Raw genomic sequence first — 20596 nt, forward strand, 5'->3', positions numbered from 1 at the left:
ATTGAAGCCCTTTGCATCACTGGAACGAAAAGCCCCTGACCTTCGCAAGGTATGCGGATGTCAGGGGCTTTTTTATGGCGTCGAATTGGCGGTATTGAGTGAATAGGGAAAGCTCAACGATAGCGCTGTCTGTCCTGTTCGGCCTCGGCGAAACGGTCAATCCACTGGACCAGTGCACCATCACCCGCCACGTTACAGGCCGTTCCGAAACTGTCCTGTGCCAGATAAAGCGCCATCATGAGACCCACTGCCGCTGCATCAAATCCCAGCAGCGTCTGGAGCACACCGACGGAGGTCATGGCAGCGCCGCCGGGCGATCCCGGCGCGGCAATGATGGTGACTCCCAGTGCCGCAATAAAAGGAAGCAGTGTGATGACATCAGGGGCAGGCAAACCGGGGGTTACCAGCATGACGCCTATCGCGCAGATGGTGAGCGTAATTGCGCTGCCACACATGTGGATGGTTGCGAGTAACGGGATGGCAAAACTCGCTACGGAAGGCGATATATGGTTCATCCGACACTGACGAACCGTCACTGGAATCGTGGCGGCAGACGACATGGTGCCAGCCGCCGTGAAGTAAGCGGGTAGCATATGGCGTAACGCCTGTACCGGTGCACGACCGGTACTCATGCCACTGGTGACATAAAGTAGCGTCAGCCATAACCAGTGCAGCGCCAACGCCAAGACTAAAATCATACCGAAGCTTTTCAAGGTATTGGCTACTGTGCCCGCTACGGTCATTTCACAGAACAACCCCGCGATGTAGAACGGTAGGGCAGGGATAAGTGCCTTGGCAATGAACCATTCGACGATATCGCGACCACCATCTGCCAAATTGCGCATGCCTTCATGTGCCGTTGCAGATATCCCTATTCCGAACAGAAACGCCGTGACCAAGGCGGTACTGACGTCCGTCAGCGGGGGGATATCTAGCGTAAAGTAGGGAAGCAAGACGACAATTTGACTGGCAGGTAGCTGGCCGTGATGCACAATATGCGGTACCAACTCCACTCCTACGATCGCTGACATGAGGCCCGCAAGCGTGGTGGAGGCATAGGCCAAGGCGATGGTGAGTACCAGTAAACGGCCGGATGAGCGTTCTAACCGGGCAATCCCGCTCATGATAAAGAACAGGATAATCAGTGGGATGGAGTATTCCAATAGCTCACCGAACAGCACCTTGAAGGTGAGTAGGGCGCGAATCAGTGAGTCAGGTGCCCACTGGCCAAGCATGATGCCGACAACAATACCAAGCACCAAACGAAAAATAAGGTTCATTATCAAGTCTTTAGCGGTTGAATCGGGCGTGCAGTCTATCATTCTCCGTGGGTCACGACAGTGACTTACCTCACATCAATTTGTATACCGTTATCTTCAATAAGATATAACAACAAGATTATCTATTTGTGATCATCGACTGACATAGGGGAAGCGCAGCTCACTAGCTTTGAGCGCGCTATCATACGATTCAATGAAGCATATCGCATGCTTCGGTCAATGAGCTTCGCTTTGCGCCTCGGAAACGGCTTGCGGTTTGGGCAACCCACTCCAATCCGCGAGTTGTCGTGCCACGCGTCTTGCCAGCCACGAAGAAAGGCGACCACGATGCCACTCGATGAAGCCAACATGGCCACCACGGTCGCTCAATTCTATGCGTACCGCTTCCGAAGGCTGACTAAAGCGGGAGAACAGATCACGTGGCATGAAGGGATCATCCAGAGACTGCAACACTAGGGTAGGCAGTTCTATTTCACTGAGTAAGCGTCCCGCAGACGATCGTGCATAGTAATCGCTGGCTGAGGAGAATCCATGCAATGGCGCAGTAACTTCATTGTCGTAGGCCCAGAAGCTGTTGAGCTGGTTCAATTGGTGCGCACCAATGGAGACCGGAAGAGGGCCATTGGCCAATTTCGCCGCTACCTTTGCCTTCAGCCCCTTGAGCAAATGGCGCTGATAGACACGTGAAAATCCCTGATTGAGCACATCGGCACTGGCAGCGAGATCCAGTGGGGCACTAATGGCAATTGCACCGGCCAGATCCAGACCATCTCCACCTTGCTCGGCTACCAGCTTGAGCAGCATGTTAGCCCCCAGTGAGACACCGCAGGCGACCTTGAGGGCATGCGGATAACGTCGGCCCAGCTCACCCAGTACCCAATAAGCATCAGCTGTGTCGCCGCTATGGTATGCACGGGGCAAGCGATTGGGAGATTGACCACAACCTCTGAAGTGCATCATCACCGGGCGCCAACCCAGCTTGGCCGCCGCGTTGAGCAAGTCCCGTGCGTAAGGCGATTTCAAGTCGCCTTCCAAGCCATGGAACAACACAAACAATGGTGCATCATCCGACAGTGGCGTTTGGCGTTCATGTCGGCTGCCGCCGTCGCTGGTAATCCAGGCGAGCTCAACAAAATCGCCGTCAGGCAAATTGATGATTTCAGTGCATCGTGCAAGTGGCGCAAGCGACATGAATCTGGGTAACAAAGTCTGAACATGACGATTGCCAAAACCGAACGCTGGTCGGAACTCGGCAGTAAAGATGGAATGAGGCATGGCAATGACTCCGAAGGCAGAACGATTAGCGAACACAACGACCTTCAATATCAGATGACGACTCGCATCATTTCATCATCCATCGTCAACCGCTAGTTGCAGCGCAGCATGCTGATGCCAAGCACGTAAGGATAAACAAACGATAAAAACCGCCATCGATACAGGACCGAGGCGGCTTTTAGACAATCAACTGACTAAACCCGAGATTAAAGCCCTGTCTCCGGCACACGTGTCAGGTTGTGCGCTCCGTCCGCAGTAATCACCAGATTATCCTCGATGCGTACACCGCCATGAGGAGCGAGCGCTTCGATGAGCGACCAATCGATAGCCTTGCCGCGCGCATCATTGCGCAATGGCTCCAGCAGCATGGGAATGATGTAGCAACCCGGCTCGATGGTAATAGCCATGCCTTCCTGAAGTTTGCGTGTCAAACGTAACATTGGATGGCCGGCAGGCGGATGACGCATATCACCGCTGATGAAATCAGGAATACGCCCTGCCACATCGTGAACCTGCAATCCGAGTAGATGCCCCAGGCCGTGCGGGCAGAATGCAGCGGTGATGCCTTGTTCGACCTGTGCTTCAGCCGATAGTGAAACGATCCCTAACGTGCGTAATAGCTCAGCCAATTCACGATGCATCTCGAGGTGAAGTGCCACGTAGTCGACGCCAGGCGCAAGCGCCGCGATCAGACGTTTCTGCAGGGCATCGACGCCCTCCACCAAAGCACGATAGATCGGCAATGCATCATCGCCAGCCCAGCTGCGGGTGATGTCCGAAGCGTAGCCATGCACGCTGGCACCAGCATCGACCAGTAAACTATGACGAGTTACCGGTGTTTGAAGCGCGTAGTGCTGATAGTGCAGTACGGCGGCATGTTCATTCAGGCCGACAATATTGCCATAGGGCACATCAGATTCACGCTGGCGCGAGGCACCAAGGTAGGCGAGCTGAATATCCAGTTCGGCACCGCCATCCATAAAGCGACGACGTGCTGCCAGGTGCCCCCGCGCTGCGCGCAGACTGGCTTCCTCAAGGCACGCGACCTCGAACTCACTTTTGCAGACACGGCCTTCATCGAGCTGGCGCAGTAGGGCGGCAGGATTGGCTTCAGCATTGAGTGCTTCGACGACATCCGGCTGCAGTAACGCTATCTCGCCGAGTAACGCAATACGGCCATTGGGGCGTGTTGGCAGCGTCGGCTTGCGTAGATGAACAATCTCGAAGGCTTCAGACCACGGCGCCGCCTCTGGCGTTGGCAATGTCGGAGATAGATGCCAGAAATCATCCGGAGCATAGAGATACAACAACGGACGCTCACCGGGGCGAATGACCAGCCAGCTATCGCTCAGTCCGGCCATCGGTACCCAATGCAGGAAATGCGCATGTGATTTGAAGGTGGCGTCCTGATCATCAGCGAAATGGCGCTTTGGTTTGCCGCTGTGGAGCACGATGGCATCCAGCGCATGCTGTTGCATGGCTAACTCATAACGGTGCTGTAGCGCAGTCAAATGAGTACGCTGCGCATCGGCATGCGTGAGGACGGGGTCGTTCAGATATATATCGGACATGCTGATTCCCATCGGGTCGTGATCTGTTCAACAGCTGACAGGCTGCTGACAGGGGGTGATAACGCGTAACACAGGCGATAATAGAGTCGATGTTGACGCCGGATAACGGCTTACTCAATTGACGCGGGGCCAAGGCAGCTTTCCAGGTGTTGCCATAGCTCACTGACGCTGTCATGGCGTGGTTCACGTGGGCGATATAGACGAATATGAATCGGTACATCCCAGCGGGCATCACCGGCACGCACCAGTTGGCCGCTGGCAAGCTCAGCCTCAGCCAGGCGTAGTGGCAGCCAGCCAATCCCATAGCCCTGCAGCACCAACTCCTTGATGTTGGATGCCTGGATGTTCTCATTCATGGTAATCAAGTGCGCTTGCACCGGCACCTGAGCAAGATGCGCCGTGAGTGTGGCTGCGATTACAGCGCGTGGATGCGGGCTGATAAACGGCAAAGGCGAGCGGCGCGTGCCCGGTAACGCGTAACGTGGCGCACCATCGCTGTGCGGCGCGCAGACCGGGAGGAAAGCTTCTTCACCCAGAATCAGGTAGCGGTAGTGCTCCAGCTCGAAGCCGAGATCCAGTCGGGCTTGTGGCCAGTAACACATGGCAAGATCACATTCGCCCCGGTCGAGGCCGTGGAAGTAATCCGCTGCCAGCCAACCGGTAGCACGTAGATAGGGCAGTACTTGGTCACGTAGCTGATATTGATCAAGCCACTGCGGCAGGAACTGTGAAATCAATGACTGCGGTGCTGCCAGGGAAATCTTGCTGGCCTGCTGTTGTGCCATCGCCTGCAAACGTTCACGCGTAGTGCGCACGCGCTCGGTAATCTGTTCACACAGACGCAGAAACTCGTCACCCGCAGGGGTCAGCGACAAGGGCAGGGTCTGGCGATTGATAAGAGTGGTACCCATATCTTCTTCCAGCAATTTTATCCGCCGGGAGAAGGTGGGCTGTGAGACATTTTGCGCCTCGGCCGCCCGCGAGAAATGACGGGTCTTGGCCAGCACGATGAAATCTTCCAGCCAGCGAATTTCCATGTATAGAAGTTGCCTCGACGCCTGGAAACAGGCTTTGTCAGGAGCTCAGGCTGGCTATCTCTACGGATAACGCGCGCCCAATGTCAGGATACAGCTATCAACTAACGCTCGGGCCCATCTTGAACGTCACTGATACGCTCAGAACAGGCCCGAAGCTGACTATTTAGTCAGATTGGCAGAAATGTGACGATGTTGCCTTACCCGGGGTCCGAGATGCAAACCCACTCATACATCGCTTTGCGTCGGTTCATGAGGCACGTTTAGTCGATGCGTCCTTCCTCTACCGCATGACAGGCCACCTGACCGGTATCTGTCGTGATCAGGCGCGGAATCTCGATACGACAACGATCATTGGCATGTGGGCAGCGGCCATGGAATACACAGCCTGGCGGCAGATTGACCGGCGTCGGCACCTCGCCTTCAAGGCGGATGTGATTGGCCTTATCATCATTCAAGCGTGGGATGGCTGACATCAGTGCTTGGGTATAGGGATGGCGTGGGCGGGCGAAGAGTGAGCGGGTATCCGCCAGCTCGCACAGCGTGCCTAGATACATGACGGCGACTCGAGTCCCAAAGTGTTCTACCACCGCCAGATCGTGAGTGATGAACAGGTACGTTAGATCACGCTGTTCTTGCGCTTCCATCATCAGGTTAAGCACCTGAGCTTGAATCGACACATCGAGTGCGGAAATGGGCTCGTCGGCAACGATGAACTCAGGATCTACCGCCAGTGCACGTGCAATCGAAATACGCTGGCGCTGACCGCCCGAGAACTCGTGAGCGTAGCGCTTGCCCCAGTCGGGGTCGATCCCGACTGAGCGCATGACGTCTTCGATCTTGTCGCGAATTTCACCATTATTGAGTGTTGGCTGATGGAAACGTAGCGGCTCTTCCAGTGTCTGCTGAATCGTCATGCGGGGATTCAGCGAAGCGTAAGGGTTCTGAAAGATCATCTGCATGCGGCGGCGATACGGCAGCAGATCACGCGGCGGCATATTGTCAATGCGAGTACCGTCGAAGCACACCTCGCCACCGCTGGGCTTGAGCAACCCCATTACGGTGCGCGCTACCGTGGACTTTCCGCAGCCGGACTCCCCCACCACGCACAGTGCTTCACCGCGCTTGACGTCAAGCGTCACACCATTGATGGCATGTACGTATTCCTGCTTGCGACGCAGGCGACCCTTTTCAAAGGTCAGTTGCTCCAGAAAGTCACCCGACAGCGAAAAACGCTTCTCGAGATCACGGATTTCCACCAATGTTTCACCAAGCGCCGCACTGTCGTGTGTGGCGAGTCTCTGCTCAGGAGTGAGAATAGCCTGGCTCATGCGTTCACCTCCGGGAGAGGGACTGTCTTTGTGACGGGTTTATCAGTCAAGATTGGCGTCCAGGGCTGACCTTTGACCATCGCATCCACCATGTGACACGCCACTTTGCAGTTACCCGAGCCGACAAAATTCGGCACCTCTTGCAGACAGATATCACTGGCGAAGTCGCAGCGCGGATTAAAGGCGCAGCCAGCCGGAATCTTGGTCAGTGTTGGCATCGAACCGCGAATCTGATTCAAGCGGCTACCCGGCGTCGCCATCTGGGGCAGGGCGTTGATCAATCCCTGGGTATACGGATGTTGAGCGTCGTTGATGATCTCGCGGGTCGGCCCCTGCTCGATCACGCGTCCGGCATACATCACCAGCGTGCGCTGAGTGACCTGACTGACAACGCCAAGGTCATGCGTGATCAGGATCAGCCCCACGTTGTGCTTTTCACACAGCAACAGTAGCAACTCCATGATTTCAGCCTGAATCGTCACGTCCAGCGCGGTAGTCGGCTCATCGGCGACAATGATGTCAGGGTCCAGCAGCAGTGCGATGGCGATGATGATGCGCTGGCGCATTCCGCCGGATAGTTCATGCGGATACTGATCAAGACGCTTTTCCGGGGACGGAATGAAGACTTGATTGAGTTTGTGCAAGGCGATGGCGCGCGCATCCTTGGTCGAAATGCGCCGGTGAGCCTTCAGGCACTCAATCATTTGTGCGCCGATGGTCAGCACAGGATTGAGTGTCATCATCGGGTCCTGGAAAATCATCGAGATCCGATTGCCGCGGATGGACTGCAACGCCTTGGGCTTCATTGTGTTGAGCACAGCGCCATCGAACTTGATCTCGCCACCCGCAATGTAGCCCGGCTTGGCGATCAAGTTGAGGATGGTGAAGGCAGCCACTGACTTGCCAGCACCCGATTCACCCACAATTCCCAAGCGCTCACCGCGCTCCAAAGAAAAACTGACGTCGCGCAGGGCGCAGACTTCGCCGCCTCGCATGGCGAAGCGAACATCGAGGTTATTGACTTCAAGTAATGCCATTTCAGCGTTCCTCGTGGCTTCAGCCCTTGTAGAGACGGGGGTTCATGACATCACGCAGCCAGTCGCCCAGCAGGTTGATGACCAGTACCAGCAAAATCAGCACACCACCGGGAATCAGCGTGATCCACCAACTACCTGACTGTAGGTAGTCAAAGCCAGACTTGATCAACGAGCCCAGTGACGGCTGAGTTTCCGGCATGCCGAGGCCGAGGAAGGACAGTGCTGCCTCCGAGATGATCGCGTTGGCGATCTGCACGGTGGAAATAACGAAGATAGGCGACAGCGTATTGGGCAGGATATGACGGAACATGATGCGGCGTGAGCGGAAACCCATCACACGAGCGGCATCGACATATTCCTTGCTCTTCTCCGCCAGTACCGAGGCGCGCACGGTACGCGCGTACTGCGGCCACTCCGCCAGCCCGATGATCAGTATCAGCAGCACCAATGCGTAGTCCGAGAACACTGCGCCACCGAATGTCGCCTTGATGATGGCACCGACCACAATGGCCACCATCAGTGTCGAGAAGGACAGCTGGATATCTGCCATGCGCATCAGGAAGGCATCGACACGCCCGCCCATATAGCCCGCTAGCAACCCGAAGGTGACGCCCAATAGCGCTTGCAGAATGACGGCCCCAAAGCCGATCAACAGGGAAACGCGTGTGCCGTAGAGGATGGTGGAGAGCAGATCGCGGCCCTGGGAGTCAGTCCCCAACAGAAAGTCAGGATCGCTACCTTCCATCCATACCGGTGGCAGCTCAGAATTCATGATGTCGATGGTGGCGAGATCATAAGGATCCGCCGGCGCGATCAACGGGGCCAGAAAGGCGCCTATCACCATGGCCACGAAGATCAACAAGCAGACCTGCGCCATCCAGTCACGCTTGAAACTGTAGATCAGATAGGACTCGCGGAAGCGCTGCCAGCGTCCTGGCACAACGATGGAGTTGGTCTTGGGTGTTGTCGCGCTGGCCGTAGCCGCAGAAGGAGTCGTCTGGCTCATGCTGGTTTCCCCGCAAGCTTGACGGTGGGATTGACCAGACCGTAAATCAGGTCGACGAGAGTATTGGTGACGACGAAGATCACGCCGACCATCATCAAGTAGGCCACGATCAGCGGAATGTCAGAGCGTGTGATGGCTTCAAGGAACATCAATCCCATGCCTGGCCACTGGAAGACGGTCTCGGTCAGGATGGTATAGGCCACCATGGTGCCGATCTGCACACCACCGACGGTGATCACCGGCAACATGGTGTTCTTCAGTGCGTGCAAGAAGTAGATGCGTCCAAGACCAAGGCCCTTGGCACGTGCGAACTTGATGTAGTCCGATTGCAGGACCTCCATCATCTCGGCGCGAATCAGTCGGATGAAGAGTGGCAACATGATGGAAGCCAGTGAAATCGCCGGCAGTACCAAATGCCACAAGCCATCGGCGGTAAAGAAGCCGCTGCTCCAGCTCCCCGCTACATGCGTCAGCTCACCACGACCGTAGGAGGGCATGCCACCATCGGTCGATAGCATGCCATTGAGGATGCTGCCCCACTGGGTATCGCTGGGGAACCAGTCAACTGTTACCCCAATGGCAAATACCTGAATCAGCAGAATAGCAGTCAGGAAGACCGGTACTGAGATCCCGATGATGGAAGTTCCCATGAACAGGCGTGACAGCCAATTGCGCGGCCGAATGGCAGCAAATACGCCAATAGGGGCTGACAGCAAAATGATGATCAGGCTCGAGGCCATCACCAGCTCCAGCGTCGCCGGCAGGTGCCTGAGAATCACCTCGGTGGCCGGTTGTTTGTAGAAGTACGAGGTGCCGAGATCCCCCTGAAGAGCATTGCCGGCAAAACGTAGATATTGGGTGATGAAAGGGTCGTTGAGGCCCATTTCATCGCGCATGACCTCACGCTGGGCTTCAGACACGGCTTGGCCGGTCATTTCGCGCAGCGGATCACCCAGATTGTCCTGGATGGCGAAGCTGATGATGCTGATCACGAACATGACCAGTACGGCGTGCATCAGGCGTTTGATCAGAAAGGCAATCATGGATCGCCACCTTCCTCGTGAACATCACGTTCCAGCGCGCAACAAGCCACATTGCGCAGAGTGTCAGGGACTCCACCTGCTCACCTGGCCCAACGAGGAGCAAAGGCTCCCCAACCCATTGCGGAGAGGCAATGGCGGGCGGATCACAAAGGAGGGTATTTATCGTTTTGACTTGGTGGCCACGACTGGTATCGGTAGCCAGAGTCAGCACATGAGCTCCCGCCGGGGCAGGCGGGAGCTATTTACCGATCGCGCTTTCAGTAGTGAATGATCAGTCCTGCTCGATGACCAGGTCACCCAAGTACGGGAAGTTCATCACGTTGAGCACCGGTTCGATCTCGATGCCATCACGTGCACCCCAGGCCAGGTTCTGCCAATGCAGCGGGACAAAGCCGGCATCGTCGTAGACTGCCTTCTCGGCAGCCTGCAGCATCTTGGCGCGCTTCTCGGTGTCAGTCTCCAGATTGGCATCATTCACCATCTTGTCGACGTCCGGGTTGCAGTAATTGCCGGAGTTGTACTGGCCGACGCCACTGTCTGCATCCGGGCAGTAAGTCAGGAATTCGAAGAAGTTGGCGCTATCTTCAGTATCCGAGTGCCAACCGATCATCATCATGTCAGCTGAGCGTGCATCGAATTCCGGCCAATACTGCGCTTTCGGCAACGTCTTGAGATCAACCTGGATGCCTATCTTGGCCAGCATCGAAGCGACCGCCTGAGCAATCTTGGCATCGTTTACATAACGGTTGTTGGGCGCCGTCATGGTGATTTTGAAGCCGTCTTCGTAGCCCGCTTCTTTCATCAACTCCTTGGCCTTGGCCACGTCATAACGCGGCTTGAGCTCCGGGTTATGTCCCTGATAGCCATCTGGTGACATCTGGGCGGCAGGTGTCGCGAAGCCTTTCATCAGCTTCTGAGCGATACCTTCCTGGTTGATGGCGTAGTTGACGGCCTGACGGACACGCTTGTCCTTGAAGGCCTCAACACGCTCCTGATTCATCTGGAAAGTGATGATGCGAGTACCGCCCATCTCGACGAGGTGAACGCCATCCTGCTTGCGAATGCGTTCAAGATCCGTCGGCGGTACAGGAGCAATGAAGTCCATGTCGCCAGACAGCAGGGCCGCGACACGGGTGGCATTTTCCTTGATCGGCGTCAGCACGATCTCATCGACATTACCTGGAGATTCGGTATCCCAGTAGTCCTCAAAGCGATCGAAAGTGATACGAACGCCTTGCTGACGATCGGTCACCACATAAGGACCGGTGCCGGACACATTGCGTGAAGCAAAGGTATTGGACGCCTTGGCGATCTCATCCTTGGCCTGGCCGTCGTCAGTGTCACCGGAATAGAACTCGCTATCCATCGGGAAGATGTAGGTAGCAGCATTGAGGACCAGCGGGAATGGCTTGTCGGTGACAAGCTCTACCGTGTAGTCATCAACGGCCTTCACTTCACTGAATGGTGCGAAGATGGCTTTGAAGTCGGCACTCTTCTTCAGGCGTTCCACGGTCCAGACCACATCCTTGGCGGTGAAATCATTGCCGGAGTGGAACTTGACGCCTTCGCGCAGATGGAAGCGCATGGTGTTGTCGTCAACACGCTCCCAGCTCTTGGCCAGGCGACCATCGAAACCAAGCTCCTTGTTCCAGCGAATCAGCGGGTCATACACCATGTGCGACAGCTGCAGGGTCCCGCCGGAGAGCTGCTCGTGAATATCGAGCGTAACCGGATCAGCGTCGTAGGCCATACGCAGAGTGACATCTTCGGCCATGGCCGGAGCCGTCATGGCCAGTGTGGCGCTGCCGATCAGCGCGCACAGGGTCTTCTTTTGGAAGAGGGACTGGAAGGCATTCTGACGGGTCATGAGCTTCCCTTTGCTTGTATTGTTTGGTTGTTCTTGTAGCTATCTTCGAATCTACCGCACCAAGAGATGGCGGCGGGGTGAAGACAGGAGATGCACCCTAACAGTAGAGAGACACTTGGCAACGAGACAATCGAAATGTTGAGTAGCCGGATTCAGGTCATGAATAGCCCTGTCTACAGAAACGCAACACTAGCCAGGATGGTGCGCTGAGCGACAAGAGAAAATCTTGCAAAATAACGAAGGGATCATCAGAAGCACAGGCAGTATTTCAGAAGCCAAGAATCATGTGGATGATCTTGATGGTGACAAGCATCCACGATCTTTTAAATAGCAATAAATCATTAACTATCAGATAGATACACCTATTAAAAAGAAAGCGCTATCGTCGATTGTTCACGATTAATGGCGAAGGAAGCGCGTTGCGCGCATGCACAGAAGGCTCGTTAGACCACTGAGCGGAGTTAATCGAGTCTTGCGAACAAATATCGTTAGGCCGCTCAATATGCAGCGCTGATGGGCGTATTCTTCTCTGGCTGATTCAATGTGGTGCAACGCCAAAACCTATCCCAAAGTCTAGGTCTGTAAGGGCCTACCGGAGCCTTAACGTATAACGCCTCCCGACAAAGGAGGCGTTATACGTAGAGCGTTTCTTGAATGCTAGATGGCTATACACTCCGCAATGCTAAAGGTGCATTCATTCAGAAATGAGCGGTAGCGGTTCGAGGCGGTCAACGCGGTAAAGGTGCGGCACCTGTGACAGATCGCTGATCGTGCAGTCCAGATTGTTGACTCGACCATCAGACAGTCCATATACCCAGCCATGAACCTGTATTTTCTGGCCACGTTCCCAAGCACGCTGCAGGATCTTGGTGCGTGCGAGATTCTGAACCTGAGAGCGGACATTCAGTTCGCACATACGATCGACGCGCTCGCCCAGTGGCAGCCCCATGATTTCAGCGTAATGCAGGTTGTAGAGTTCTCGCACGCTGTGTAGCCAGTAATCAACGATGCCGTTATCGCCGCCGGTAATGGCGGCGCGTACGCCTCCGCAACCGTAATGGCCGACGATCATGATGTGCTCGACCTTAAGGACATCGACGGCGTACTGAATCACTGACAGCGCATTCATGTCATTGTAGTGAATCAGGTTGGCGACATTGCGATGAACAAAGACCTCACCCGGCGGAAGGTCGATGATCTGGTTAGCGGGTACACGGGAGTCCGAGCAGCCAATCCATAAATAGTCCGGATTCTGCTGATTAGAGAGGCGCTTGAAGAACTCGGGGTCACGCTCGGTCATGGACTCAGCCCAGACCTTGTTTTGCTCCAGCAGTTTTTCGATATTGCTCATGGCAGAGAGACCACTTTTTTCAGGATGACGGGGCAGGGGAACAGTCTTGTACAGAGGCTCTTTGTTCGTAGCGCCGATTGAAGCTGCGCAGAGCGAGGCAAACAGCCACTTTTAATGGCATGTTGTAACTTTTGTCTAACATGCTCCTCTAGTGTTTTTACCGTGCGATGACCCATAGGGTCAACCTGCGGCGTCAAGGGCGAGTAACAGTTACCCCGGCCACGGGACTCCCGAGGGCGCTGGAGTCCTGATACCATGTCGGCAATTTACCAAGGAGATTCCCGTGTCCGATAAGACTACTCAGCCAGCTACAGGCAGCTTTGACTTCGATTTATTCGTCATTGGCGCCGGTTCCGGTGGCGTTCGCGCTGCGCGTACCGCTGCTGCCACCGGCGCGCGCGTCGCTGTCGCAGAAGACCGTTATCTTGGCGGCACCTGCGTCAACGTGGGTTGTGTACCGAAGAAGCTCTATTCCTACGCTGCGCACTATCATGACAGCTTCAAGGACAGTGCTGGTTTTGGCTGGAATCTCGACGAAGCACCGCGCTTTGATTGGGCGACGTTGCGGGATCGCAAGACTGCCGAAATTTCACGCCTCAACGGCATTTACCGCAACATGCTCAACAATTCCGGCACCACGCTGATTGAAGGACGTGCCACCATTGCGGATGCCCACACTGTAGTCGTCAATGGCGAGCAGCACACCGCCGCCAAGATTCTGATCGCGACGGGTGGCTGGCCGTTTCTGCCAGACTTCCCTGGCCGCGAACATGCACTAGACTCTAATCGCATCTTCGATCTGGAAAGCTTCCCCAAGCGTTTCTTCGTCATTGGCGGAGGCTATATCTCTGTTGAGTTCGCCAGCATCTTCAATGGCCTGGGCTCCGAGACTCATCTCAGCTATCGCGGCGACCTGTTCCTGCGTGGCTTTGACAACGAAGTGCGTGAATTCACGCGTGACGAGATGGCCAAGAAGGGCGTCAACCTGCACTTCAATACCACGGTCACGTCCATCGACAAGCAAGGTGATGTCTATCACGTGCTACTCAATGACGGCACTCAGCTTGAAGTGGACTGCATTCTGGCCGCGACCGGTCGCAAACCGAATATCGATGGTCTTGGCCTTGAAAATGTCGATGTGGCCCTGAATGTCGATGGCACCGTGCGCGTCAACGAACGCTTCGAAACGACAACGCCGTCCATCCTGGCGCTGGGCGACATCATCGGTGGGCCAGAATTGACACCGGTCGCCTTGGAAGAAGCCATGCATCTGGTGCGCGCGCACTTTGGTGATGGTGTTGTCGGTGGTCTGGATTACACCACTATCGCTACCGCGGTGTTCTGCCACCCCAACATCGGTACCGTTGGATTGAGCGAGGAAGAGGCACGCACCACCTTCGACAGCATTCGCGTCTATACCGCTGACTTCCGCCCGCTCAAGCACACCCTGTCAGGCAGCGACGAGCGTAGCCTGATGAAGCTGATCGTAGACGATGCAACCGACAAGGTTGTTGGCGTTCATATGGTCGGAGACGAGGCTGGTGAAATAATGCAGGGCATCGGTATCGCGGTGCGCGCAGGGCTGACCAAGACTCAGTTTGACCTGACGGTCGGCATTCATCCGACAGCAGCGGAAGAGTTCGTCACCATGCGTAGCGTCACACGCACCTGATGACGACGCGACGCATGGTGAGTTAAATGACCGTCTTGAGACGGAGCTAACGCTCGAGACAGCCTCACATGAAGTTACAAAAAGCGCCTCACGACGATGTCGGGAGGCGCTTTTTTGTGCCTCTATTCAGTGGGACTTGTAAGTAACGTGACTCCCTCTTGCAAGCAAGCTTAAATCACGAATCACCACATGACGTACGAATGAATAAGGCAAATAAAGCGAAGTTTTCTATTACGCCGATACACTGTGGAAGTAGCCTTCTCACATGTTTCTGCCAGCACATACATCTTTCGTAGCATAAAGCATTTCAGGCCCGTACCAGAGAGATCAGCTATGCTAGTCTGCACCTAGCGTCATGCACCTCAAGTTACTGAAATATCAACCTTGTCCTAGGTAAGTAACCGCTTCTCAGCCATTTTTACCGCTGCATGAGCAAGCAGGTACGGATTTCGTGCCAGGTGCAAGACAGTAAGACCAATAACAAGCCAGCAAAGGGAGTTACAACATGACCATGATCAAGAAGTCGTTGACAGTAGCGGTCGCGGCCGCAGGTCTTGGCCTGATGGGGATCGCTGGAGGCGCAAATGCCGCTGAACAGACCTTCGTCACCATTGGCACCGGCGGTGTAACAGGCGTTTACTATCCGGCCGGTGGCGCGATCTGCCGTCTGGTCAATCGTGGCAAAGCGGAACACGGCATTCGTTGTAGCGTCGAGTCTACCGGTGGCTCCGGCTACAACTTGAACAGCATCCGTACCGGCGAACTGGACATGGGCGTTGCCCAGTCTGACGCGCATTACAATGCCTACGAAGGCGAGGGTGACTTTGCTGATTTCGGTCCTAACAAAGATCTGCGCTCTCTGTTCTCGCTACACCCGGAACCGTTCACTGTCGTAGCTCGCAAGGACAGCGGTGTGACCGAGTTCGATCAGCTGGAAGGCAAGCGCATGAACATCGGCAACCCGGGTTCAGGCCAGCGTTCCACCATCGACACCTTGCTGTCTTCTCAAGACAAGGACACCAGCATCTATTCAGTGGCGTCTGAACTGAAGGCATCCGAGATGTCTTCTGCTCTGTGCGACAACAAGATAGATGGCTATGTCTATGTCGTCGGCCATCCGTCCGGTTCTATCAAGGAAGCGACAACGACCTGTGACGCGAACATCGTCAATGTCACCGGTGCTGCGGTCGACAAGCTGGTAGCAGAGAAGCCCTACTTCTCCGTCGCCACCATCCCGGGCGGCATGTACCGCGGTAACGATGATGACGTCACCACCTTCGGTGTGCGCGCTACCATTGTCTCCAGCGCTGCTGTCGAAGATCGCGTGGCTTACGAAGTCGTCAAGGCAGTGTTCGACAACTTTGATCAGTTCCAGCGTCTACACCCGGCCTTCCAGGTTCTGAAGAAAGAAGAGATGGTCAGCGCATCTCTGACTGCTCCGCTGCACGATGGCGCCAAGCAATACTATAAGGAAGCTGGGCTGCTGAGCGAGTGATGCACTTGCTGATCTCAGCACTCAACACGCCTGATTGAGCTTCATCACAGGGACCGCACTCGTTGCGGTCCCTGTGCATGCGGACGACAGAGTTTGTCGCCGTGCATGATCGGGCCATGCCCGAGGCTTGAGCAGGGGAAAGAAGCCTGATTTCAGCCAATTAATGGAAACATCTGTCAAGCCGGACATACTGAAGATGTAACCAGCTTGATAAGCATGTGGTTAGGCAATGTCACTCCTGTATTGAACCGTGTCGCGCGGCTTGTACGCATGACCTCCAGATGACATTGCCGACCATCGCCTGACTCGCGTAGATCGGATCACATAAAATGACCAAAACTCAAACTGCAGCAACGTCTGAGGCGCCTGGCGCCAAGACGGACCATGATGCTGAAGTGCTGGAAATGCTGGAGTCGGAAACCGGTGGGCGTCATCCCACTGGTTTCGGACGCCACTTCATGTGGCTTGTGCCCCTGGCATGGTCATTGTTCCAGCTGTATCACGCATCACCATTGTCCTTGCTGAACTCCGACACCGCGCGTGCCGTGCACCTTTGCTTTGCCATCTCATTGGCGTTCGTTGCCTATCCTGCTTACAAGGGTGCACCGGCCAACCGTATCCCGCTATATGATTGGGCGCTGGCGATCTTCGCAGTGGCTGGCGTTGCCTATGTCCTGATATTCAGTGATGAGCTGGCACGGCGTGCTGGCGCTTATACCACGGTAGATCTGGTGTTCTCGGGCATCGGTCTGACGTTGCTGCTGGAAGCAACACGACGTGCGCTCGGGCCACCACTGGCAGTCGTTGCCAGCGTCTTCCTGCTGTACAGCCTGTTCGGCGCTTACATGCCGGATGTCATTGCGCATGCCGGCGCTAGTCTTAACAAGCTGCTAGGGCATCAGTGGTTAACGACGGAAGGGGTCTTTGGGGTTGCGCTAGGCGTATCCACAGATTTTGTTTTCCTGTTTGTTCTATTTGGCGCCTTGCTTGAGCGTGCTGGTGCCGGTAACTACTTCATCCGCATGGCCTTCTCGATGCTGGGCCATATGCGTGGCGGGCCAGCCAAGGCAGCCGTGGTTGCTTCTGGACTTTCCGGCATCATCTCCGGGTCATCAATTGCCAACGTGGTGACAACGGGTACCTTTACCATCCCGCTGATGAAGAAAGTGGGCTTCCCTGCAAGCAAAGCCGCTGCCGTGGAAGTGGCAGCGTCGACCAACGGGCAGCTGACTCCCCCTATCATGGGTGCTGCCGCTTTCTTGATGGTCGAATATGTCGGCATTCCGTATCTTGACGTCATTCGTCATGCACTACTGCCAGCGCTGATTTCCTATATTGCCCTGATCTACATCGTTCATCTCGAAGCCTGCAAGGCGGGTATGGAAGGGCTGAAGCGGACTCACAAGACCAGCCTGATCGCGACACTGTTTACCTTCCTGACCGTCTTTATCGGCATGAGCATCCTGACACTGGTGGTGTACTACGGTATTGGCTGGATCAAGACGATGGCCGGTGATAGCGCTGTCTATATCGTGTTGCCACTGCTGCTGGCTGCCTACGTAGGATTGATTGCTTACTCTGCTCGTTTCCCTGAGCTGGATCATGGCGACATCGATGAGCTGCCGCCTGTCGGCCCGACCGTCAAGGTAGGTCTCTACTTCCTGCTGCCTGTTGTCGTGCTGGTCTGGTGCCTGACTGTCGAACGCATGTCTCCAGGACTATCTGCCTTCTGGGCCGTCCTGTTCATGATCTTCATCACCGTCACACAGCGTCCGCTGGTCGCCATTTTCCGCAAGGAAGGTAATGTCCCAGCTGCGGTACAATTGGGCGGGGAAGATCTCTTTCATGGCTTGGTGATTGGCGCCAAGAACATGATCGGTATCGGCGTTGCCACTGCTGCGGCGGGTATTGTCGTAGGAACCGTGACATTGACGGGCCTTGGCCTGAAGATGACCGCCTTCGTCGAGTTCATCTCGGCAGGCAACCTGATCCTGATCCTGATTTTTACCGCCGTTATCAGCCTGATATTGGGTATGGGACTGCCGACCACGGCTAACTACATCGTGGTCTCGACGCTGATGGCGCCGGTTATCGTCAATTTAGGCGCAGAAAATGGCCTGATCGTGCCGTTGATCGCGGTCCATCTGTTCGTGTTCTACTTCGGGATATTGGCGGATGATACGCCACCGGTGGGGTTAGCGGCCTTTGCGGCCGCCGCAATTGCCAAGTCGGACCCTATCAAGACCGGTATCCAGGGCTTTACCTACGACATTCGTACCGCAATTCTGCCGTTCATGTTCATCTTTAACACCAATCTGTTGTTGATGAATATTGATAGCTACTGGCATCTTGCGATCACCGTGGCTTCGGCAGTGGGAGCGATGCTGGTCTTCGCGGCCGCGACGCAAGGCTACTGGCTGACCCGTACCCGCTGGTATGAAACGGTGGCCATGTTGTTGATCACCTTCACGCTGTTCCGCCCGGGGTATTGGTGGGACATGATTTACTCGCCAGTCACGCTGATTCCACCGCAGCAGATCGAAACGATAATGGCTGAGGCACCCGCCAATTCTGATCTTCGCATCCATGTCTCCGGAACCAACCTGGATGGTGACAGTGTCTCCAGAACCATGCTGTTGCCGGTGACTGATGCCGAAGGAGGCGAGGCACGTCTGAGTGATGTGGGTCTGACGCTGGATATCAGTGACGAGAAGGTCGTGGTGAGCATGGTTGAATACGGTAGTGTGGCCCAGCAGGCCGGTATCGATTTCGACTTCACCATTGATGATATTGAACAGACGGCTGAACGTCCGCCAAAAGAAATTGCCATGCTGCCTGCCATCGCACTGTTGTGGTTGATTGGTTGGCTACAGGTAAGGCGCCGTCGCCGCGAGGCGATTGCCGCCTGATAGGGTATTTGACCCTGTGGTATAAACCGTCAAGCAGTTCATGACAAAAAGCCGCCCCGGCATGCCGGGGCGGCTTTTTTATGGCATCTGGATGGCGGGGCCATGATCGATGAAGAAAGTACTGCAGGCCGTTAGCGGAGACAAAGTATGCGCTTGCGTTGCGTGACCTGTCATTAGTCTCAGCGTGAAATTGGCGAGTGATTTGAAACACAATCGACATATTCAGCATGCTAGTTTCAAAGGGCACACTCCAACGGAAGGCACGTCGCCAATGGTAAGAGTCGAGAAGCAGTCCCACCGCCTGTATGTCCTCGATACCAATGTGCTGATTCACGATCCCTCGGCCATTTTCCAGTTTGACGAGCACGATGTCGTCATTCCGATGACTGTCCTTGAGGAGCTGGATAAGCACAAAAATGGCAATAAGGAGATCGCCCACACTGCTCGTCAAATCAGTCGTACCTTGTCTGATCTCACTGCCGACATCACCCCTCAGGAAATCCTGCGCGGCATCCCGCTGCCAGGAACACTGAGCGGCTCCGGTCATCTTCACTTTCTCTCTGGGACTGTCGATCAAAGCGACGCCTGCGCTGATAATCGTATTCTTGCAGAAACTCAAAGCCTGGTGGCACGTAGCCAGGGTATCTCAGTCATCCTAGTGACAAAGGATATCAATCTCCGTATCAAGGCTGCTGCGCTGGGCATGGCGGTAGAAGACTATCTGACCGATAGAGCCTTCACCGACAGTGATGCCATGATCGAGGGGGTCAAGCTCTATCATGAAGCTGGGCCTGACGGTCAAGGTGTCTGGGATGATCTCAAATTTGATGTCACTGTGACACGCGAACATCATCGTACTTTCTACCAACTCTCTGGGCAGATGCCGAGCGACTGGTATCCCGGCATGCTGATTGCCGACTGTGATGTCGGGGCAAGCTTCGAGGCTATCGTGCGTGAGCTGGGGCATGATCATGCCACGCTCGAGGTCCTGCAGAATTACCGTAATGAACGGAGTGCCTGGGGTGTCAATGCTCATGACAGCCGTCAGAACTTCGCCCTTAATCTACTGATGGATGAAAGCATCGACATGGTGTCGATCGCCGGTAGCGCAGGCACAGGCAAGACTTACATGACCCTTGCAGCAGCCTTTGAGCAGACACTCGAGAAAAAACGCTTCGAGCGCATCATCTTCACTCGCGCGCCGATTGCGATGGGCGAAGAAATAGGCTTTCTGCCCGGCACAGAGGAAGAGAAGATGTCGCCCTGGATGGGGGCCTTCCACGACAACATGGACAACTTGCTGCGTAAGGAGGGTGAAGGCACCAGTGCATGGAGCGAAGAGGCAACACGGGCGTGGATCGGTAATCGCGTGCAGATTCGCTCACCGTCTTTCATGCGCGGACGTACCCTGAGCGATACCTTCCTGATCATTGATGAAGCGCAAAACCTGACGCCCAAGCAGCTTAAAGGGCTGCTGACGCGAGCGGGAGCAAATACCAAGGTGGTATTGCTGGGGAATGTTGGACAGATCGACACACCGTATCTGACAGCCAACACCTGTGGTCTTGCGGTAGCAGTGCAACGCTTCGCCAACTGGCCACATGCGGGACACGTCACGCTAAAATGTGTTGAACGCTCGCGTTTGGCACTAGTGGCAGAAGAGCTGCTTTAGCGAGCAAGAGATCATCTTTTGCCCAATGAGAATCAGCAAGACGCCGCCCATAA

The 20596-nt window shown here is 55.2% G+C and carries 14 protein-coding genes; 4 read left to right on the forward strand and 10 right to left on the reverse strand.

The window, feature by feature from the left end:
• Positions 1–113 precede the first annotated feature (113 nt).
• The 10 genes from CFN46_RS14175 to can form a co-directional block, all read right to left on the reverse strand.
• A complete protein-coding gene (locus CFN46_RS14175; RefSeq protein ID WP_088743854.1) occupies positions 114–1280 on the reverse strand; it encodes a dicarboxylate/amino acid:cation symporter in 1167 nt (388 codons plus the stop codon).
• Between the two features lie 216 nt (positions 1281–1496).
• Complete coding sequence (locus tag CFN46_RS14180; RefSeq protein WP_088743890.1) at positions 1497–2555, reverse strand: hydrolase; 1059 nt, start codon at positions 2553–2555, stop codon at positions 1497–1499.
• Between the two features lie 206 nt (positions 2556–2761).
• On the reverse strand, positions 2762–4126 hold the full coding sequence (pepQ, locus tag CFN46_RS14185; RefSeq protein ID WP_088743855.1) for a Xaa-Pro dipeptidase: 1365 nt from the start codon (positions 4124–4126) through the stop codon (positions 2762–2764).
• Between the two features lie 110 nt (positions 4127–4236).
• Positions 4237–5163, reverse strand: coding sequence for a LysR family transcriptional regulator (locus CFN46_RS14190; protein WP_088743856.1), 927 nt, complete (start codon positions 5161–5163; stop codon positions 4237–4239).
• A gap of 260 nt (positions 5164–5423) precedes the next feature.
• Positions 5424–6491 (reverse strand): ABC transporter ATP-binding protein, encoded by a 1068-nt coding sequence (locus CFN46_RS14195; protein ID WP_088743857.1) that lies wholly within the window; start codon positions 6489–6491, stop codon positions 5424–5426.
• A complete protein-coding gene (locus tag CFN46_RS14200) occupies positions 6488–7528 on the reverse strand; it encodes an ABC transporter ATP-binding protein (protein ID WP_088743858.1) in 1041 nt (346 codons plus the stop codon). The genes CFN46_RS14195 and CFN46_RS14200 overlap by 4 nt, the downstream gene beginning before the upstream one ends.
• Positions 7529–7547: 19 nt before the next feature.
• Positions 7548–8534, reverse strand: a complete 987-nt coding sequence (locus CFN46_RS14205) for an ABC transporter permease (protein WP_024951746.1) — start codon at positions 8532–8534, stop codon at positions 7548–7550.
• The gene (locus tag CFN46_RS14210; protein WP_024951745.1) at positions 8531–9577 is read right to left on the reverse strand and encodes an ABC transporter permease; all 1047 of its coding nucleotides are present in this window, start codon (positions 9575–9577) and stop codon (positions 8531–8533) included. The genes CFN46_RS14205 and CFN46_RS14210 overlap by 4 nt, the downstream gene beginning before the upstream one ends.
• Positions 9578–9848: 271 nt before the next feature.
• Entirely contained in the window at positions 9849–11444 is a 1596-nt protein-coding gene (locus tag CFN46_RS14215) for an ABC transporter substrate-binding protein (protein ID WP_088743859.1), read from the reverse strand.
• A 694-nt stretch (positions 11445–12138) separates the two neighbouring features.
• Positions 12139–12795, reverse strand: a complete 657-nt coding sequence (can, locus tag CFN46_RS14220; protein ID WP_024952752.1) for a carbonate dehydratase — start codon at positions 12793–12795, stop codon at positions 12139–12141.
• A 283-nt stretch (positions 12796–13078) separates the two neighbouring features.
• Here can and gorA point away from each other — a divergent pair, with 283 nt between their 5' ends.
• The 4 genes from gorA (at position 13079) to CFN46_RS14240 (ending at position 20543) form a co-directional block, all read left to right on the forward strand.
• On the forward strand, positions 13079–14467 hold the full coding sequence (gene gorA, locus CFN46_RS14225; RefSeq protein ID WP_024952751.1) for a glutathione-disulfide reductase: 1389 nt from the start codon (positions 13079–13081) through the stop codon (positions 14465–14467).
• 505 nt (positions 14468–14972) lie between these two features.
• On the forward strand, positions 14973–15962 hold the full coding sequence (locus tag CFN46_RS14230; protein WP_211242464.1) for a TAXI family TRAP transporter solute-binding subunit: 990 nt from the start codon (positions 14973–14975) through the stop codon (positions 15960–15962).
• 329 nt (positions 15963–16291) lie between these two features.
• Positions 16292–18871 carry a TRAP transporter permease gene (locus tag CFN46_RS14235; RefSeq protein ID WP_088743860.1) on the forward strand — a complete coding sequence of 860 codons (2580 nt, stop codon included), beginning with the start codon at positions 16292–16294 and terminating at the stop codon, positions 18869–18871.
• 271 nt (positions 18872–19142) lie between these two features.
• Positions 19143–20543, forward strand: a complete 1401-nt coding sequence (locus CFN46_RS14240; protein WP_088743861.1) for a PhoH family protein — start codon at positions 19143–19145, stop codon at positions 20541–20543.
• The last annotated feature ends 53 nt before the right edge of the window (positions 20544–20596 follow it).

The sequence above is a fragment of the Cobetia sp. QF-1 genome, from assembly GCF_002213105.1.
In the GTDB taxonomy this organism is placed as follows: Bacteria; Pseudomonadota; Gammaproteobacteria; order Pseudomonadales; family Halomonadaceae; genus Cobetia; species Cobetia crustatorum.

What these genes read in the sequence shown, in the direction of transcription:
- CFN46_RS14175 (WP_088743854.1), bottom strand. Translation starts at nt 1,280, where the DNA reads ATGAACCTTATTTTTCGTTTGGTGCTTGGTATTGTTGTCGGCATCATG.
- CFN46_RS14180 (WP_088743890.1), bottom strand. Translation starts at nt 2,555, where the DNA reads ATGCCTCATTCCATCTTTACTGCCGAGTTCCGACCAGCGTTCGGTTTT.
- pepQ (WP_088743855.1), bottom strand. Translation starts at nt 4,126, where the DNA reads ATGTCCGATATATATCTGAACGACCCCGTCCTCACGCATGCCGATGCG.
- CFN46_RS14190 (WP_088743856.1), bottom strand. Translation starts at nt 5,163, where the DNA reads ATGGAAATTCGCTGGCTGGAAGATTTCATCGTGCTGGCCAAGACCCGT.
- CFN46_RS14195 (WP_088743857.1), bottom strand. Translation starts at nt 6,491, where the DNA reads ATGAGCCAGGCTATTCTCACTCCTGAGCAGAGACTCGCCACACACGAC.
- CFN46_RS14200 (WP_088743858.1), bottom strand. Translation starts at nt 7,528, where the DNA reads ATGGCATTACTTGAAGTCAATAACCTCGATGTTCGCTTCGCCATGCGA.
- CFN46_RS14205 (WP_024951746.1), bottom strand. Translation starts at nt 8,534, where the DNA reads ATGAGCCAGACGACTCCTTCTGCGGCTACGGCCAGCGCGACAACACCC.
- CFN46_RS14210 (WP_024951745.1), bottom strand. Translation starts at nt 9,577, where the DNA reads ATGATTGCCTTTCTGATCAAACGCCTGATGCACGCCGTACTGGTCATG.
- CFN46_RS14215 (WP_088743859.1), bottom strand. Translation starts at nt 11,444, where the DNA reads ATGACCCGTCAGAATGCCTTCCAGTCCCTCTTCCAAAAGAAGACCCTG.
- can (WP_024952752.1), bottom strand. Translation starts at nt 12,795, where the DNA reads ATGAGCAATATCGAAAAACTGCTGGAGCAAAACAAGGTCTGGGCTGAG.
- CFN46_RS14230 (WP_211242464.1), top strand. Translation starts at nt 14,973, where the DNA reads ATGACCATGATCAAGAAGTCGTTGACAGTAGCGGTCGCGGCCGCAGGT.
- CFN46_RS14235 (WP_088743860.1), top strand. Translation starts at nt 16,292, where the DNA reads ATGACCAAAACTCAAACTGCAGCAACGTCTGAGGCGCCTGGCGCCAAG.
- CFN46_RS14240 (WP_088743861.1), top strand. Translation starts at nt 19,143, where the DNA reads ATGGTAAGAGTCGAGAAGCAGTCCCACCGCCTGTATGTCCTCGATACC.